A 17448-nucleotide genomic window follows, 5' to 3' on the forward strand; every position below is an offset into this window, starting at 1 on the left:
CCCCCCCCCCCCCCCCCCCCCCCCCCCCCCCCCCCCCCCCCCCCCCCCCCCCCCCCCCCCCCCCCCCCCCCCCACACCCCCCCCCCCCCCCCCCCCCCCCCCCCCCCCCCACCCCCCTCCTTTTCTTCCGCCTGGGCCCCCCCCCCCCCCGCGCCCCCCCCCCCCCCCCCCCCCACCCCGGGAACATTCAGCCCTTGGCGACGAGATCGTCGACCTGGGTTTTCAGGGCGTCGAGCGACTCCTTGGCCGAGCCAGACTGGCCGGCGAAGTATTTGCCCAGTGCAACCGGGATCATGTCGCTCGAGAGTTCTGCCCACGCCGGCAAGTCGGGCTCGGATCCCATGTAGTTGGCGATGGTGTCGCGCACGACCGGCAAATGGCGGGTCGTGCCGGCGCCGACACGCGCATTGGCCAGCACGCGCGGATCGTCATAGACGCTGGTGCGCGTTGGCCCCGTACCGCCGCCCAGAACGGTTATCAGCGCCTGGGTATCGGCTGAGGTCGCCCACTGCATGAAAATCCAGGCGGCGTCCGGGCTCTTCGAGTATTTCGACACCGCGAGCGAAGAACCGCCCTGGTGACCAACGCCCGGAATTTCGCCGAATCCGGTCTGCTCGACGGTGCGCAGCGTGGCGGCAGGTTTCGGCGGAACCATCGCTTCCATCAGACCGGAGACCTTGGAGGCCTTGGGATCGTCGAAGAACGGGAAGAATTCGCCCCAGGACAGCATCGAGGCGGCGACGCCCTGGCCGACCGACTGGCCCTCGCCATCCCATGTCCAGCCGTCGACCCCGGGCGGCATCGTCGCCTTGAGCTTGTCCCAGTAGGCCATGGCGGCCAAGCCGGCTTCGTCATTGCCGGTGAACTTGCCGTCGGGGCCGAAAATCGAACCGCCATGGCCCCAAAGCCACGCCGTCCAATCGCATTCGAGGCTGTAATGGCCCGATTTCATCTGGCCGCTGGTGCCGTACATGTTCGGGCCCTTGGCGTCGGTGATCGCCGCAGACGCCTTCAGCAAATCGTCCAGCGTGGCCGGAGGCGGCAGCTTGAGCTCGTCCCAGACGTCCTTGCGGTATTGCATGATGAAGATCGGGATGTCGTAGGGCACGCCGACCATGCGGTCCTCGTACATGGCGATACCGTCGACGAGCGGCTTCAGGAAATCGTCGATGTTGTAGTTCGGCATTGCCAGGTCGGCGTTCTTGAGCTGCTCGCGCGGATCGAAGACGTCCTGGCTGAAGCTCGCCGCCCAGCTCTGGTCGATATAGTAGAGGTCGTAAGTGCCGAGGCTCGATGCAACGTCGAGCGTCAGCTTCTGCAGCACCTGCTCGAGCGGCAGCACTTCGATCTCGACCTTGATGCCGGTCGCCTCCTCGAAATACTGCTTGAGCTGCGTGGCGATGGCATTCGACGGCGGCGTCGATTCGGTGGCGAGACGAAGGGTCGTTCCGGCAAAGGGCTTGCCGACGTCCGAGAGCCACTTGGTGACTTCGGCGCTGGGCTTTAGTTCCTGTTCCTGAGCCGATGCCTGGCTGATGCCGTAGAACGGACGTCGTCCAAAGCCCATGCCGAGCGCGCCGGCGCCGAGGCCGAGGATGCTTGCTGCGCGAAGAAACGAGCGCCGGTCCATCTGTCCGCGAACGAAGCGGTCGGTGACAGAGGCAAGATGCGCCTTTCTGATGCTGTCTTTCATTGTCTACTCCTCCGGTTTAATTCGCGATTTTCACAAGGCTGCGAATTCGAGCCTCCCATCTATTGTTTCAACGACCCCATCGTGAGACCGCGCACGAGGTGCTTTTGAACCAACAGAATGAAGATGAAAGCGGGAATGATGGATGCGGCGCCAAGCGCGGCCATGTTGCCCCAGGCGGTGCCGATCGAGGTGACGAAGGTCGACGAGACGACAGGCACGGTCTTGAGCGACGTCGTGGTCAGGGTCAGCGCAAAGAGGAATTCGGTCCAGCTGAAGATGAAGCAGAGCACCGCCGTGGCGGCGATGCCGCCCTTGGCCATCGGCAGCACGATCCGCCGGAAGATCATGAAGCGGCTGGCGCCATCGACGATCGCGCTCTCGTCGATCTCGGAGGGAATGTCGTCGAAGAAGCTCTTCATCAGGAGGACGGCGAGCGGCAGGTTCATCAGCGCGTGGATCAGCACCATGCCGGTATAGGTGTCGATGAGCCCGAAATTCTTGTAGATGAAGAACATCGGAACCGCGACCGCGACGGGCGGCATCATGCGCGTCGACAACACCCATCCGACGAAAGTGTGCCGGCCGCGGAAGTTCATGCGCGACAGGGCATAGGCAGCAAGCGTGGCGATGACGACGGCGAGCACGGTCGACAGCGTCGCGATCACGATCGAATCCCAGACGCGGGGCGCCATGTAGAAATTGCCGCCGCCCGGCGTCACGGTGATGCCGCCGCTGCCGAGCGAGATCCCGAACACCTTCTGGAAATTGTCGAAGGTCGGGGTGAAGGCGAACAGTTTTGGCGGGCGGTTGAAGATGTCATTGCCGTGTTTGAACGCCACCGACGTCCAGTAGTAGATCGGAAAGAAGAAGATTGCGACCACGACCCAGGCGGCGATGGTTCGAAGCATGCGCGTCGAGAAGGAGCCGTTCATTCTACCATCTCACCTTCGCGATACGGATGAAGAGGTTGGCAATGACGAGGATGATCACCAGGGTGACGAGGCTGAGCGTGGCTCCATAGCCCCATTTTACGAAGCTGAACGTCTGCTGCCATGCATAGAGGGAAAGCGAATAGGTCGACGCTCCCGGTCCGCCGGAGGTCATGACGAAGACGTAGTCGAAGACCCGGAAGAGATCGATGCCGCGGACCAGGACGGCGATCGCGATCACCTTCGACATCATCGGCAAGGTGATGCGCCGGAAAATCTGGAAAGACGACGCGCCGTCGATCATCGCGGCCTCGTAAGGCTCCGGCGGCAGCGCCCTGAGACCGGCAAGGAAGATGAGGACCATGAACGGCGTCCACTGCCAGATTTCCGCGACGAGAACGCCGGCAAGCGCGGTCGACGCCGTGGCGAGGATGGGGTTGTTTGGATTGAGCAGCCCGATCGACTGCAGGAGATAGCTGATCACCCCGAACTGCGGATCCTCCATCAGCAGATACATCATGCCGACGATGGCCGGCGGGATGACGAGCGTCATCGTCAGGACGCCGCGCAGGAATCCGAAACCGAAGCCGTCGCTGTCGAGGAGCAGCGCGATCGCCATGCCGAGCACCAGTTCGAAGACCAGGGCGATGGCGAAATAGGTGAAGGTGATGACGAGCGACTGCCAGAACCGCGCGTCGTTCCAGAGCTGCACCCAGTTTTCCGTTCCGACGAATTCGAGCGCCCGCCTGCGCGGGACGAACTCGTGGAAGCTCAGCCAGATGTTGTAGATCAGGGGGTAGACGGTGAAGACAAGCAGGATCGCCACCAGCGGCAGCAGCCAGGGCAGTGGGTGGTCCGAAATGACGAAACGTCTGGCTTGGGCAACCCGCACGCGTTCCTCCCGAACCGCTTCGTTTTGCGATGCACAAATGTTCATATCTTGTGCATTTGTTCAAATGCTATATCTTCACCATGTCCGTGGCAAGCACTTGTTGGCCAGCGACAGCGGCATTCAGACGGGTGCGCCACCAGCATCGGAGAACCCTCATGACGTCGATCGGTCTGCTGGCTCGGGTTGCCCATCAATATTTCGTGCTGGGCGAAACGCAGCAGGCCATCGCCGAGCGGCTGCAGATCAACCGCACCAAGATCCATAGGCTGCTGGCCGAGGCGAAGGAGCGCGGCATCGTCTCGATCCGCATCAACGCCGGGACGTCCCAGGCGCTCGAAATGGAAGAACAGCTCAGGCGGAAGTACCGGCTCGACATATGCAGCGTCACGCCTGATGACACCGGGTCGGAGCTCGGGCTCTCCGAAGTGATCGGCATCTATGCCGCGCAGACCGTCGAGACGCTGCTCAGGGACGACATGACGGTCGCCATGGCATGGGGCCGAACCATGAGATGGCTCGCCTCCAACATCGAACCGGTGGCGCTCAGGAACGTGACCGTCGTGCCGCTTCTCGGCTCTCTGTCGCGCCGGTCGTCGATCGACAAATACGACGCCGCCGCCGTCTTTGCCCAGCGCACGCAGGCCGAATCCTATTATCTCCCCGGACCCATCATCTGCGACAGCCGCGAAAGCCGCGAGACGATCCTGCAGCAACCGAGCGCGCGCGAGGTTATCCAGAAGGCGCTGAACGCCGACCTTGCGCTGATGAGCGTCGGCGGCACAACCAGCTCGACGCTTCGGAGCGTCGGTTACATGACGGACGAGGAATTCGACGACATCCTGAGAATGAAGCCGATAGGGAACTTTCTCGGCTATTTCTTCGACCGCAACGCCGAACTCGTCGACCATCCCGTCAACGAACGCATTGTCGGGGTTTATCCTCTCGACACGCTGAACATTCCCAAACGCATCCTTGTTTCCGGCGGAAAGAACAAGGTCGGCATCATGGCCAAGCTCCTGGAAAAAGGGTTCTTCACCGGCCTCATCACCGACCAGGAGACGGGCAGCTCGCTGTGACATCCCCCGGCCGGCATCGCGCTGGCAGCCGAAGGTGCTGTGCGGTTTTGCCTGGAGCGTTGCGCTCGCTTTCATCTGAAAGCAGACTGGCATCGAATCTTCCGTCCCTGGTTCTGTTGCGCCTGCAGAACATCCTTTGCGTCTTTGCGGGCGGCATATTTCGCGCCGGCCGATCAGACCACCCCCGACCTCCGGTTTGCCAGGATCACATCGGCAATCTCGACGAAGCCGCGGCCACCTCGCGACCTGGCGACGTAAGCGGGTTCGGCGTCGATCTGTCCCTGGAAATCCACCACATTCGCGACCCCGAACGAGTTCGGAAAGAACCCGAACATCGGGGCGTCGTTCGGGCTGTCTCCGACGAATGCATAGGCCTGCCTTTCAGCATCGAGATCGGTTCCCAGCCTCTCGCTCGCAAAGCGGCGCGTCATCGACAGCTTGTCGTATTGGCCAAACCAGCCGTTCACATGGATCGACGAAATCTTGGCGACAGCGCCGGCCTGCTCGAAAAGCTGCTTGATGCGCCTGGCATCGGACAGCGGCAGCGCCGGAACATCCTCGCAAAAGTCGATGGCCAGATCGGCTTCGCGATATCGCTGGTCCGCGGATACCGCCGAACCCGGCACTTCCTCGACAATGCGCTTTTCCAGTTCGGCGAGCCTGCGCCTGTTTTCCCGGCGTTCCTCGGCGCTCGCCGCGAAAACCCGGATCATCTTTCGCGTTGCCTGATCATAAGCGAAGTAAAAGGCGCCATTTTCGCCGACCACGCCGGTCACCGGCCAGAACCGGGCAATCATGTCGCACCAGCCTGCCGGTCTCCCGGTAATGGGAGCAACGACAAGGCCCGCCTGGTGCAGGCGTTCGAGCGCACGGTAGGCGTCGGCCGGAAGACGACCCTCGGTCGTCAGCGTGTCGTCGATATCGCAGAAGACGCCGCGCATGCGCGACGCAGTTTCGGGTGCGAATTCGGCGAGGTCGCGCATCCGGTCAGGCTTCCCCGCGCGCAAAATCCTCCAGCATTCCTGCATCCGCAGCAATGTCGAGGAACGAGAAGCGATTGCGCATCTCCCGGCAATGAACGACAGCTTCGCGATAAAGGTCAGCCGGCGTGCCCAGTTCGGCGGCTGAAATCGGGCCGCCGGTAGATTTCAGCAGGCGCTGCATCTCGTCGACAGGCACCATGAATTGCTTGAGCTCCTGCCTGAGTGTCGGCCAGACCTCCTGCAGCCGCTCGTTGAACGCGGCGGCGGCATTCTCGTCGAAGGCCTTCTTCTTCAGTTCGTCGAGACATTGTGCGGCGACAGCCGGCCCCATGCGGCGGACCATGTCGTCAGGATCGATCCTCGTCGCCATCACCACCGGCGGCTTGTCGCTTGCAAGCAATGCTTGCTGCAATCGCGCCATGGTGAGTGAAGCGACACCTACCTGGGTGCCGTGGAGCGTACCGGGGTGACGCTCGCCGGCGAAGCAGTCGATGTAGTGCGATATCTGATGCTCGCCCATCGAACCGTGATTGGAGACGCCGGTGAAGGAAATGCCGAGGCCGCAGAGCGTCAGCACGCGGTAGAGATAGCCATTGGCCTCGATGTCGCGTTCGGCAAGCTTTGCCGCACGCTCGTTAAGCGCCGCCTCATCCTTTTCCTGGATCAGAAACGGAACCTGATGGTAGGCAGTGCCAAGCAGACGGTGCGACATCCACCAGTCGATCTGGGCGACCGAGCGGCAAAGGCAGTCACCGAACCCCGCCGCCGACAGATAGGTCGGGGCGGCAGCGGAGACGCCAAGATCGACGAAAAAGCCTGATGGCGCGTGGGAAGGGAGCGATACCTTCAGGCCGCTTTCAAGTGTGATGGATGCGGTCGTCGATGTGTAGCCGTTCATCGAACCGGCCGTCCCGAACACGCAGTAGCGCCGTCCATTCCTTCCGGTGACGAACTTGCAGAGATCGTTGATCGTGCCGGAACCGACCGCGATCACGGCATCCGCATCCGCGAGTTTGACGGCCAGGCTTTCGACGTTGGCCATGTCGGCATGCGGGTGATCCAATATCACGACATCGACGGGGCCAAGCGTCTTCAGTTCGCGCGCAACGCGTTCGCCAAGCGCATCATAGGTCGCGGCATCCGCAACGACCGTGAACCGCTCACCCAGGTCGAGCTCAGAAACGAGATCGGCCGCCCGCCCTTCGAGGCTTCCTTCGATGACGATCCGCTCATATGGCACGACGGCCTTTATCCCGGTCTCCGGGTTGGTCCAGCGCCCGTCCAAAATGTCGTCGATTAAAGTCGTCCAGGATCCGGCTGCCGGATTGGTCATGGCGTCCTCTTGTGGGGCAACTCTCTAATCGAGACGCAGGCGCGCTGCGCATCGAACAATAGTCACCTATCGCTGTCTTTTGTCAAGCATTTCCCCGCGACGCTTGACTTCGTTCCGCAAACCTGCGGAAAAAGGGACATGAATGCCAACGCCGACATCGACGTGGTCCGACCATCTGGGCTCTCGGCACTGCCGCCCGAATTCGACAGCGCGGTGGCGTGGGCTGCCTGGCTCTACTATGTCGACCAGCTCAACCAGAGCGATGTGGCCAAGGTCATGAACGTCTCCAGGGCGAGCGTGGTACACTATCTGCAGGAGGCGCGAGAAAGCGGACTTGTCGCCGTGCAGGTCGACCACGACGCTTTTGCCCGCACCTTGACCTCGCGGCGTCTCATGGAAAAATACGGGCTTCGCGGCGCGGCGGTTATCCCCGACCTCGATCCCAACGATGCCGACCGCCGCATCGGCGAAGCGGCAGGACGGTTGCTGGCGTCGATGGTCGATCCGGGGGACACGATCGGCGTTGCCTGGGGGAAAACGGTGCTCGCTGCCGCCCGCTCGATCCCACGACTACGGCATGATCGGAACCTCACCGTCGTCCAGCTCTCGGGAAGCTCGATCGGCACCAGCGATTTCTCGCCGGAATTCTGCACCTCGCTGATGGCCAACCGGCTCGGCGCCCGCTGCATAAACCTGCTTGCCCCGGCGATCGTCTCCACCGACGACCTGCACGACCAACTCATGCAGGAGCCGATGCTCGTCAACCAGTTCCGCATGATCCGTGCCGCCGGCAAAGTCATCTTCGGGATCGGCGATATCGGGCCGGAGAGCACCTATGCCCGAGCCGGGATATCGGATGCCGCCGCACTTGCCGGCATGATCGAGCAGGGAGCTCTCGGCGTTATCATCGGGCGGTTCATCGACGCTCAAGGAGCCCCTTTCGCAACGCCGCTCGACGGACGCACCGTCGGCATCACGCTCGACGAACTGAAAGCGGTGCCCGTCCGCATCTGCGCCGCCGGCGGCGCCCGCAAGATGGGGGCGATCAGGGCTGGGCTCGGCGGCGGATATGCGACACATTTTGTCACCGACATGGCCACCGCAAACATTCTCTTGGAATAACCAGCACTCGGTGGAACCCATCGTCTCGGGAGGACAAATCATGGGCAGCAGCGACGGACCTCTTGTCGTCGGCCTCGACAGTTCCACGCAATCCTGCAAGGCGATTGCCTGGAGCCGGGACGGACAAGCCGTGGCGGAAGGCCGCGCGCCGCTCGATCTGATGAGGCCGAGGCCGGATTATGTCGAGCAGGAGGTCACTGACTGGTGGCGGGCCGCAACAGCAGCGCTGCGACAGCTTGTCGGCACGGTCGACCCGAAACGCATCGCCGGGATCGCGATCTCCAACCAGCGCGAGACCGTTGCCCTCATCGACGGCGCCGGCGAGCCGATCGGACCCGCGAGCCTCTGGCTCGACGAACGTGCCGCCGGGCTGGTCGACCGTTTCGCGGCGGAGATCGGCCGTGAGCGGCTGCACGCGATCACCGGTAAACCGATCGATGTGACGCCGGTCGTCTACCGCCTGAAATGGCTGCGCGAGAACGAGCCGGAACGGTTGGACAATGCGAAGAAAATCCTCGACGTGCACGGCTATCTGACGCTGAAACTGACGGGAACACCAAGTGCGAGCTGGACGAGCGCCGATCCGTTCGGTCTCTTCGACATCTCGCGTAAGGCATGGTCGCAGCCGGTCCTCGATCATCTCGGCATCAAGCCGTCGCAACTTCCCAATGCGGTGCGGTCCGGCACGTGGGTCGGGACGGTTGATGCCGCGGCCGCCGCAGCAACGGGCCTCTCCGAAGGAACGCCAGTGATTGCCGCCGGCGGCGATGGGCAATGCGCCGGGCTCGGCGTTAATGCCATGCGCGACGGCGTCGTCTATCTCAATCTCGGAACTGCGATCATAGCGGGAATCTGGTCGCGGGAACCGGTGGTCGGCGATTTCTGGCGTACCATGACCTCGCCGACAGGCGATGGCTATTTCCTCGAAGCAGTGCAGCGGGCGGGTGTCTATTTCGTCAACTGGTTCGTCGACAATTTTGCCGGCGGGCGCTCCGATCCGGCGATCTTCGACCGCCTGGAAAGGGAAGCGGCGGCCGTCCCGATCGGCTCCGACGGACTTCTCGCCGGCACCACCCTGGTCGGTTGCATGGACCCGCATTGGGATCCGAGCGCACGCGCGAGCTTCATCGGCATGCACCCCTCGCACACGCTCGGTCACTTCTATCGTGCAGGGCTCGAGGCGATGACGCTGCAAACCGCCCGGGCTCTCGAAGAGATGCGCAGCCATGGTCTTTCGCCGGCGCAAATGGTGGCGATCGGCGGCGGCGCCAACAGCAAGCTTTGGACAAAGATGATCGCGGACGCAACCGGGATCTCGATCCATAAGGGGCACAATGCCGAAGCCTCCTCCCTCGGCGCAGCGATCAGCGCGGCGGTCGGCGTCGGATGGTTCGAAAGTTTTTCTGAGGCGGCGGATGCCATGACCAGCATCGCCGAGACGATCGAACCGGACCCCAGCTGCCGCGCAGCATGGGACGCGCTCTCGGCCAGGCAGGCCAAGGTCTTCCCCGCGACCCAATTCGCCTGGCGAACTGGAGCGTGAAAGCATCCCGTCCGGCTACTTCAACCCGCCCACCGCCTGCTGATAGACATCAGGCTTGAAGCCGACGAGGATACGATCACCAAGATCGAGGACCGGCCGCTTGATCATCGTCGGCTTGGCCAGCATCAGCGCCTTGGCCTTGTTCTCGTCGAGGCTCAGCCTGTCCGTGTCCGACAGTTCGCGAAATGTCGTGCTCGCCTTGTTGAGCAGGATTTCCCAGCCGACCTTGCCGAACCAGCCGTCGAGCCGATCCGCCTCCAGTCCTTCGACCCTGTAATCGTGGAACCGATAGGCGACATCATGGCTCTCCAGCCAGACACGCGCCTTCTTGATCGTGTCGCAATTGGTGACGCCGTACATCGTGATCGTCAAATTTTTGGCCCTCGGACTAATCGCTCATCGAATCTGGCGCACCGTAAACCACCCTTCAGACATTGCCAGCGGCGACCCCGCAGGCATCCTCAGAATTTTTGCGCTTGCCAATACTGAGGTTTTTACCTAAGTAACAATGTGCAGTGACGCGAGGACGACATGACCGTGGCAACAAGCCTGCACTCCGCCAGCCAGCCGCCGATCGACGGCATCTTCCGGGCGCTTGCCGATCCAACGCGCCGCCGAGTTGTCGAGCGGCTGAACAGAAGCCCGGCCTCGGTCAGCGAGCTAGCCCAGCCATTCGACATGGCCCTGCCCTCCTTCGTCGAGCATCTCAGGGTTTTGGAAGGCTGCGGGCTGGTGCGGTCCGAAAAAGCCGGCCGTGTCAGGACCTACCGGCTTGCGCCTGAGCCACTGAAGCTTGCGGAAAACTGGCTGGTCGAGCAGCGCGCGCTGTGGGAACGCCGCCTCGACCAGTTCGACGACTACATCATGGCACTCAAGGAGAAAGACAAATGAGCATGGCTCCGCTGTTCAAACCCGACCCGAAACTCGACCTCGTCCTCGAGCGCGTCGTCGACGCGCCGCGCGAGCTTTTGTGGATAGCCTGGACGACGCCCGAGCATGTTCGGCAATGGTTCACACCGAAGCCGTGGATCGTCACTGATTGCGAGATCGACCTCAGACCTGGCGGGCTGTTCAGGACCCGCATGCAGTCGCCTGATGGCAAGGAGGTCAATGACCGCCACTGCTGCTACCTCGACATCGTGCCGAACGAGCGGCTGGTGTGGACCGATGCGTTGCTGCCCGGCTATCGGCCGTCAGGGGACCCATTCATCACAGCGGTCATAGCATTGCAGCCGGAAGGCAAGGCGACGCGCTACACCGCGACAGCCATACACCGGGATGAAGCGACACGAAAGAACCACGAGGAGATGGGCTTTTTCGACGGCTGGGGAACCGTGGCCGACCAGCTTGCGGCGTATGTCAGGACGATTTGAGGCTGCGGCCTCGCTTTGCGCTTACATAGCCGGCAAAAAATCGTCGTGGCCGTTTAGATGCCAGCGTCCGAGCTCTTTATAGGGGCTTAGATGTAGGCGTTCCGCCCGAATCGGCTGCCGCCTGATGGCCGGGGAAGGCCGGCGCTTGAACGTAATGCACTTTTGCATTATATTTCAGGTTACCAATTAGGAGATTCTGCCATGACGACACTGACCGTAACGGCACGGGGGCAGGTCACTTTTCGGAAAGATGTGCTCCAACACCTCGGCATTAAGCCGGGAGAAAAAATCGAACTGGATTTGCTACCGGGTGGCCGGGCAGAGCTAAAGGCATCGCAGCCGAAGGGATCGTTTCGGGACCTTCATGGCTTCCTGAAAGGGAAGACGAATGGCCAAGTTCTCACTATTGAGGAAATCAATGAGGCAATTGCCGAGGCTGGTGCGGCCGCCGGGGCCGGCAAAGAATGAAGATCACGGCTGATACGAATGTTCTGCTGCGCGCCTATGTGGCTGACGATGCCAAGCAGGCGAGTGCCGCTGTCGAGTTGCTGGCAACCGCGGATATCGTGGCTGTAAGCTTACAATCCCTCTGTGAATTCACTTGGGTCTTGGCCCGCCAATATAAGACTGCCTGTGAGGACATTTCCGCCGCGATCCGTGCCCTGCTGAATACGGAGAATGTCGTGGTCAATCGGCCCGCAGTTGAAGCTGGTCTATCGGTCCTTGATGCTGGTGGTGATTTTGCTGATGGTGTGATTGCCTATGATGGTAGCTGGCTGGGCGGGGAAGTCTTCGTTTCCTTTGACAAAGAGGCTGTGAAGCTTCTTTCTTCACAAGGGCGTTCCACCCACCTCCTTAAGGCGAGCGCCTGATAGCTCGTGTCTCATATCAGATAGCAGCCGCGCTCGATGGCGAGGCGGCGCACCAGCGCCAGAACGCTGTCGATGGTGGGCGTCGGCTGGCCGGTCAGCCGGCCAAGCTCCTGGACCGCCGTTACCAGTGCGTCGATCTCCATTGGCCGGCCGCGTTCCAGATCCTGCAGCATCGACGTCTTGTGCTCGCCGACGTCGCCGGCCCCCTTGATGCGACGGTCGACCGATATCGGGAAACGGACGCCGAGGCTTTCGCCGATCGCCTGCGCCTCCAGCATCATGGCGCGGGCAAGCGTGCGGGTTGCCTCGTCGGCAGCGATTGCCGCAAGCGTGCTGCCGGTCAGCGCGGATATCGGGTTGAAGGAGAGATTGCCCCACAGCTTCACCCAGATTTCGCTTCGGATGTCGTCGCGAACCGGCACCTGCAGCCCCGCCGCAACCATCTCCTCGGCAAGCCGCGTGACACGTTCACTCTTCTCGCCCGAGGGCTCACCAAGCGAGAAGCGTTTTCCCTCGATATGGCGGACCAGGCCGGGCGCATCCACCTCGGCCGCGGGATAAACGACCGAGCCGATGACGCGATCCGGCCCAAGCCGGTCCCAGATCACTCCACTGTTATCCACCGCTTGCAACCGCGTGCCTTCGAGCGAACCGCCGATCTTGTGGAAGTACCACCACGGCACGCCATTCTGCATGGTGACGACAGCCGTCCCCTCGCCCAGCAGCGGCGCGATCTGGTCGAGCGCTGGTGCGACGGAATGGGCCTTGAGGGCCAGCACGACGTAGTCCTGGACACCTAGCTCTTGCGCCTGCGCGGCGGCCCTGACAGAGGCGACGGATTCATGACCGTCTTCGATCAGGCAAAGCCCGGCCGTCCTGATCGCTTCGAGATGAGCGCCCCGCGCCACGATCGACAGATCGACGCGGCCGGCCATGGCAAGTTTGGCCGCGAGATAGCCGCCGATCGCGCCGGCGCCAAAAATGGTGATCCGCATCATCCCAGCCCGGGTTTCGCAAGTCCGAGTTTGGTCGCGAGACCGATGCGCTGCAGCTTGCCCGTCGCGCCCTTCGGGATTTCGTTCAGGATCAGGACAATGCGCGGCACCTTGAAGTCGGCAAGCCGGAGCGCGGCAAAGCTGCGGATGTCGCCTTCGGTGGCGGCCATGCCCTCGCGCAGCACGATCGCAGCCGCGACCTCCTCGCCGAGCTTGTCGTGTGGCGTGGCGAAGGTGACGACCTGGGCCACCGCCGGATGATCCATCAGCACGTCGTCGACCTCGAGCGGCGAGATCTTCTCGCCGCCACGGTTGATGATCTCCTTGAGCCGGCCGGTGACGCGCAGATAACCGTCATCGTCGAGCATGCCCTGGTCGCCGGTATGAAACCAGCCATGCGCGAAGGCGGTGGCATTGGCGTCCAGATTGTTCTCGTAGCCGGCGGTGACATTGGGCCCGCGAATGACGATCTCGCCGGTCTCACCGGGCTGCAGCAATTGCCCGTCCAGCGCCATCACCGCCACTTCCGGTCCGGCGGCGGCGCCGACGCTGCCCGGCTTGCGCAGGCCCGGCGGCAACCGGTTCGAGGCCATCTGGTGCGCGGCCTCGGTCATGCCGTAGGATTCGATCACCGGACAGCCGAAGGTCGCCTCAAGCTCCGCCATCACTTGCGGCGGGAGCGATGCCGAGGACGAGCGGATGAAGCGAAGAGGCGCGGCGGCCAATGCATCGGCATTGCGCGCCGCCCGCGGCAGGATGGCCTGATGCATGGTCGGCACGGCCGTGTACCAGCTCGGCCGCGCCTCGCTAAGCCAATGGAAGAAGCGCAGCGCGTTGAAGCCCGGCGTGCAGAAGACGCTGCCGCCGGCCGCGAGCGAGGACAACACCGCCGCGATCAGCCCATGAATGTGGAACAGCGGCATGACGTTGAGGCAGCGATCACCGGCCGTCAGGCCGAGCGTCGCGCCGATATGGGCGGCCGAGGCGGCGAGATTGGCATGGCTGAGCGGCACCAGCTTGGGTCGTGACGTGGTGCCGGACGTGTGCAGCAACAGCGCGATGTCGCCGTCCTCAGCCAATTCGGGCGCAGCCGGCGGGCCGATCGGTTCACCCTCGATCCCAAAGCTTCCGGCTGGCGCGTCACGGAGTGCTATGAGCCTGAGCACAGCTATGCCCAGGCGCTCGGCAACCGCGACCGCCGGGCCGCTTTCGTCCTCGGCGACGAGGATTGCCTTGGCGCCGATGTCCGTCAGGTAAAAATCGAGCTCGTCGGCCCGGTAGGCCGGATTGAGTGGCGCCGTCGACGCCGCCGCCGCCGCCGCCGCGACAAAGGCCGTCGCCATCTCCGGCCCGTTCGGCAGCACGATGGCCACCCGGTCGCCACGGCCGAGGCCCAGCGCATGCAGTTGCGCCGCCGTCTCGGAGATCAGGCGGCGCAGTCCGCCATGGCTGAGCGTGATCCTGTCGGGCGCCGAAATCGCCGGCGCATCGTCGGCGCCGGCGGCAAGCCGCTCAATGATCGACGCCGCCTCAGACAACGCGAACCTCGAGGTCGCCGACGCCATCGATATGACCGCGAAGAACATCACCGCGAACAACCGCGCCGACGCCCGCCGGCGTGCCGGAAAGAATGATGTCTCCCGGCATCAGCGTGAAAAGACCTGAGAGATAGCTGATCATTTCCGGAACTTTCCAAATCATCTGGTTGAGGTCGCCGGTCTGTTTTCGCTGGCCATTGACGTCCAGCCAGATCGCTCCCTGGGTTGGATGGCCGATCGAGCTTGCCGGAACCAATGGCGTGCATGGCGCCGATGCCTCGAAGGCCTTGCCGACCTCCCATGGACGGCCCATGTCCTTCGCCTTACCTTGCAGGTCGCGCCGCGTCATGTCGAGACCTACGCCATAACCGAACACGCAGTCCAGAGCCTTTTCGACCGGGATATCCGTACCGCCGCTTTTCAGCGCCACGACCATTTCGATCTCGTGATGGACATCGTTGGAGGCCGGAGGATACGGAAATTCCCCTGTCGTATCGAGGTTATCCGGGTTCTTCTGGAAGAAGAACGGCGGCTCCTTGTTGGGGTCGTGTCCCATCTCGACTGCATGCGCGGCATAGTTCCGCCCGACGCAATAGACCCGGTGCACCGGAAACATTTTGTCGGTTGCCGCCACCTGAATGCTGGGGACTGCGGTCGGTTCGATGACATAGCTTGAGGTCGTGCCGTGCATGTTCACTGTCTTGCTCCTGCGTAGTATTCGACTTTGGCTTCGGCCCTTTCGATCAGTTCGGCGATCAGCAGGGCGAAGGCAAAAAGGATGATGGTCAAGGCCCAGAATTCGGCCATGCGGAAATTTCGCGAGAAGGTTTCGAACAGCGCACCGTAGCCGACGATGGCGACGAGCAACTGGCCGATGACGACGCCCTTGACGCCGCGGATGAGGCCGAGGCGGATGCCGGCAAGGATTTCCGGAAGCGCCCCCCAGAGGATGATCTTGGTGTAGAGTGCCGGGCGCGAGGCGCCATAGGAACGCGCCATCTCGATCAGCGACGGCGAGATGTGGCGGACCCCGGCGCGGGTGTCGAGAACGATGATCCAGATCGCAAACAGGAACACCGCCGCAACGATCGTCTTCTCGCCGAAGCCGAACAGGATCATCAGCACGGGGACGATCGCCGAGAGCGGTGCGCTTGAAAAGATGTTGACCCACATGCCGAGCAGGTCGTCGGCGATCTTGACGCGTCCCATCAGGACGCCCAACGGCACGCCGATAACGATCGACAGGGCCATGCCCATGGCGAAGGCGCGAAGGGTTGTAACCGTCGCGCTCTGCCAGGACGGGGTTTGCACGAGATCGACGGCTGCAACCAGCACGTCGCTAAACGGCGGCAGCAGAAAGACGAGGTCCAGCCGTCCGACGATTTCCCATACGACGCACCAGACAAGCAGGGACGCCATCATTGGTACACGGTAGCCAAACAAGGTCATGGCCGGTCATTCCACATATTGCTTCAGCCCCTGCCAGATCTCCTCGACGGTATCGAGGTAGTGCCTGTCGCGATGAATGCGCTCCGGGTCACCGGAGCGATCGATTTCCGGTTCGATGATCTGCGAAACCCGGCCGGGTCTCGGTGACAGCAACACGATACGATCGGAGATGTAGACCGCCTCCTCGATCGAGTGCGTGACGAAGATGAAGGTCTTGTTCTGGTTGGTGCGCAGCCGGATCAGGTCTTCCTGGAACTTCCGTCGGTTCTGCTCGTCGACCGCCGAAAACGGTTCATCGAGCAGCAGGACGTCGGCATCGACCGACAAAGCCCGCGCCAGGCCGACCCGCTGGCGCATGCCGCCCGACAACTCGTGGGGATATTTGTCCTCGAAGCCGGCGAGACCCACCTCGGCGATATAGCGGCGGGCGATCTCCTCGCGTTCGGCCTTGTTGGTGCCGCGCAATTCCAGTCCGAAGGCAACGTTGCGCATCACGGTCGCCCAAGGCATCAGCGCAAAATCCTGGAACACGAAAGCGCGTTCGGTGCCGGGTGCCGTGACGTGCTTGCCGTTGATCGCGACGGTTCCGCCATCGGCCCGTGTCAGCCCCGCTATAATCTTCAACAGCGTCGTCTTTCCGCAACCGCTGGGTCCGAGAAGGCTGGTCAGCTTGCCCCTGGGAAAGTCGAGGTCGATGCCACGCAGCGCCTCGACATTGCCGTAGGTCTTGGAAATTCCCCTCACTTCCACGATTGAATCGATCGGTGCGGGAACCGGCGACGGTCCATTTCGCAATGCGGTCGCACCCATCTTAAGCACCTCTACTCTCGGGCCTGAAAACACGGACCTCCACCCACTGCAGAAAGACGAGCGTGAGAGTGGAAAGCGCAATGATCGAGGCAATTGTTGCGTACATCTCGGCGTAGTCTGCGCGCGAGCGGTGGAAGGTGATAAGGTCGCCGATGCCGGTCGGGGTGATCAGCAGCTCGGCGAGCACCACGCCGACAAACCCGGCAGCGACGCCGAGGCGCAAGCCGGCAAAAATCACCGGGCTGGCGTCCGGAAGAATGATCTTGACGACGGTCTGCCAGCGTGTGCCCAGGAACGATCGGCACATGACCAGCAGCGACTCGTTGACGTTGCGCACGGCCTTGTAGGTGTTGAGCACGATGACCGGCAGCGCCAGGATCATGACGGCGAGCGTCTTGGCGGTCATGCCTATTCCGTAGACGAAGGTGACCATCGGAATGAAGGCGGCGACGGGCGCTGCCTGAAGCACGATGAACACAGGGATCACCAGCCATTCGCCGGTGCGCCACAGGCCACAGATCGTGCCGAGGCCGACACCCAGGAACGCCGACAGGACAACACCGAGCACCAGCGGCTGCAGTGTCGAGAGGTATGCGGTTGCCAAGCTGCCGTCGGCGAGCAGCCCGAAAAACGCGACGATGGTGTCGGAAAAAGTCGGAAAGGCGAAGCTGACGGGAATGCGCCCGGCCACCTCCCAGATTCCCGCGAACAGGGCGATCGACACAAGCCTGAGCAGGACCGGTTGGTCCCACGATGCGCCCGTCGCACTGCGATTGGCAAGAGGAGCGAGGCCGGCAGGCTCGCCGTCGGTTCTGATGCTTACGGCCATCCGGCAGGCCG

General features: G+C 62.7%; 19 protein-coding genes. 7 read left to right on the forward strand and 12 right to left on the reverse strand.

Annotation, left to right across the window (positions count from 1 at the left end):
* Window positions 1-187: 187 nt before the first annotated feature.
* Genes AC0L3I_RS31340 through AC0L3I_RS31350 form a run of 3 tightly spaced genes read right to left on the reverse strand, consistent with a single transcriptional unit; the run spans window position 188 to window position 3514 of the window.
* Window positions 188-1693, reverse strand: coding sequence for an ABC transporter substrate-binding protein (locus AC0L3I_RS31340; RefSeq protein ID WP_473529492.1), 1506 nt, complete (start codon window positions 1691-1693; stop codon window positions 188-190).
* Window positions 1694-1752: 59 nt separating this feature from the next.
* On the reverse strand, window positions 1753-2625 hold the full coding sequence (locus AC0L3I_RS31345; RefSeq protein ID WP_473529493.1) for a carbohydrate ABC transporter permease: 873 nt from the start codon (window positions 2623-2625) through the stop codon (window positions 1753-1755).
* Between the two features lies 1 nt (window position 2626).
* The gene (locus AC0L3I_RS31350; RefSeq protein WP_473529494.1) at window positions 2627-3514 is read right to left on the reverse strand and encodes a carbohydrate ABC transporter permease; all 888 of its coding nucleotides are present in this window, start codon (window positions 3512-3514) and stop codon (window positions 2627-2629) included.
* Between the two features lie 155 nt (window positions 3515-3669).
* On the opposite strand from AC0L3I_RS31350, the gene AC0L3I_RS31355 reads away from it, so the two are divergent.
* A complete protein-coding gene (locus AC0L3I_RS31355; protein ID WP_473529495.1) occupies window positions 3670-4590 on the forward strand; it encodes a sugar-binding transcriptional regulator in 921 nt (306 codons plus the stop codon).
* Window positions 4591-4763: 173 nt separating this feature from the next.
* Here the strand turns inward: AC0L3I_RS31355 and AC0L3I_RS31360 are convergent, their stop codons facing one another.
* Together AC0L3I_RS31360 and AC0L3I_RS31365 are read right to left on the reverse strand one after the other, a co-directional pair.
* Complete coding sequence (locus AC0L3I_RS31360) at window positions 4764-5573, reverse strand: HAD-IIB family hydrolase (RefSeq protein ID WP_473529496.1); 810 nt, start codon at window positions 5571-5573, stop codon at window positions 4764-4766.
* Window positions 5574-5577: 4 nt separating this feature from the next.
* On the reverse strand, window positions 5578-6906 hold the full coding sequence (locus AC0L3I_RS31365; RefSeq protein WP_473529497.1) for a sn-glycerol-1-phosphate dehydrogenase: 1329 nt from the start codon (window positions 6904-6906) through the stop codon (window positions 5578-5580).
* A 138-nt stretch (window positions 6907-7044) separates the two neighbouring features.
* On the opposite strand from AC0L3I_RS31365, the gene AC0L3I_RS31370 reads away from it, so the two are divergent.
* Together AC0L3I_RS31370 and AC0L3I_RS31375 are read left to right on the forward strand one after the other, a co-directional pair.
* On the forward strand, window positions 7045-8028 hold the full coding sequence (locus AC0L3I_RS31370; RefSeq protein WP_473529498.1) for a sugar-binding transcriptional regulator: 984 nt from the start codon (window positions 7045-7047) through the stop codon (window positions 8026-8028).
* Window positions 8029-8068: 40 nt separating this feature from the next.
* On the forward strand, window positions 8069-9571 hold the full coding sequence (locus tag AC0L3I_RS31375; RefSeq protein WP_473529499.1) for a xylulokinase: 1503 nt from the start codon (window positions 8069-8071) through the stop codon (window positions 9569-9571).
* A 15-nt stretch (window positions 9572-9586) separates the two neighbouring features.
* Here the strand turns inward: AC0L3I_RS31375 and AC0L3I_RS31380 are convergent, their stop codons facing one another.
* On the reverse strand, window positions 9587-9943 hold the full coding sequence (locus AC0L3I_RS31380; RefSeq protein ID WP_473529500.1) for an ArsC family reductase: 357 nt from the start codon (window positions 9941-9943) through the stop codon (window positions 9587-9589).
* A gap of 159 nt (window positions 9944-10102) precedes the next feature.
* Between AC0L3I_RS31380 and AC0L3I_RS31385 the strand changes: the two genes are divergently transcribed.
* From AC0L3I_RS31385 to AC0L3I_RS31400, 4 genes are all read left to right on the forward strand, one after another.
* A complete protein-coding gene (locus tag AC0L3I_RS31385) occupies window positions 10103-10462 on the forward strand; it encodes an ArsR/SmtB family transcription factor (RefSeq protein ID WP_473529501.1) in 360 nt (119 codons plus the stop codon).
* 2 nt (window positions 10463-10464) lie between these two features.
* Window positions 10465-10944, forward strand: coding sequence for an SRPBCC family protein (locus AC0L3I_RS31390; protein ID WP_473529544.1), 480 nt, complete (start codon window positions 10465-10467; stop codon window positions 10942-10944).
* A gap of 201 nt (window positions 10945-11145) precedes the next feature.
* Window positions 11146-11412, forward strand: a complete 267-nt coding sequence (locus tag AC0L3I_RS31395; protein ID WP_473529502.1) for an AbrB/MazE/SpoVT family DNA-binding domain-containing protein — start codon at window positions 11146-11148, stop codon at window positions 11410-11412.
* Complete coding sequence (locus AC0L3I_RS31400) at window positions 11409-11816, forward strand: type II toxin-antitoxin system VapC family toxin (RefSeq protein WP_473529503.1); 408 nt, start codon at window positions 11409-11411, stop codon at window positions 11814-11816. The genes AC0L3I_RS31395 and AC0L3I_RS31400 overlap by 4 nt, the downstream gene beginning before the upstream one ends.
* Before the next feature lie 11 nt (window positions 11817-11827).
* Here the strand turns inward: AC0L3I_RS31400 and AC0L3I_RS31405 are convergent, their stop codons facing one another.
* The 6 genes from AC0L3I_RS31405 to AC0L3I_RS31430 are packed head-to-tail and all read right to left on the reverse strand — an operon-like array spanning window position 11828 to window position 17437.
* Window positions 11828-12811, reverse strand: a complete 984-nt coding sequence (locus tag AC0L3I_RS31405) for a 2-dehydropantoate 2-reductase (protein ID WP_473529504.1) — start codon at window positions 12809-12811, stop codon at window positions 11828-11830.
* The gene (locus tag AC0L3I_RS31410; protein ID WP_473529505.1) at window positions 12811-14376 is read right to left on the reverse strand and encodes an acyl--CoA ligase; all 1566 of its coding nucleotides are present in this window, start codon (window positions 14374-14376) and stop codon (window positions 12811-12813) included. The genes AC0L3I_RS31405 and AC0L3I_RS31410 overlap by 1 nt, the downstream gene beginning before the upstream one ends.
* Entirely contained in the window at window positions 14342-15040 is a 699-nt protein-coding gene (locus AC0L3I_RS31415) for a fumarylacetoacetate hydrolase family protein (protein WP_473488307.1), read from the reverse strand. Before AC0L3I_RS31415 ends, AC0L3I_RS31410 begins: the two co-directional genes overlap by 35 nt.
* Window positions 15041-15042: 2 nt before the next feature.
* The gene (locus tag AC0L3I_RS31420; protein WP_473488259.1) at window positions 15043-15798 is read right to left on the reverse strand and encodes an ABC transporter permease; all 756 of its coding nucleotides are present in this window, start codon (window positions 15796-15798) and stop codon (window positions 15043-15045) included.
* Window positions 15799-15804: 6 nt separating this feature from the next.
* On the reverse strand, window positions 15805-16608 hold the full coding sequence (locus AC0L3I_RS31425; protein WP_473529506.1) for an ABC transporter ATP-binding protein: 804 nt from the start codon (window positions 16606-16608) through the stop codon (window positions 15805-15807).
* A gap of 1 nt (window position 16609) precedes the next feature.
* Window positions 16610-17437, reverse strand: coding sequence for an ABC transporter permease (locus tag AC0L3I_RS31430; protein ID WP_473529507.1), 828 nt, complete (start codon window positions 17435-17437; stop codon window positions 16610-16612).
* Window positions 17438-17448: the final 11 nt, after the last annotated feature.

This window comes from Mesorhizobium sp. WSM4840, assembly GCF_055811755.1.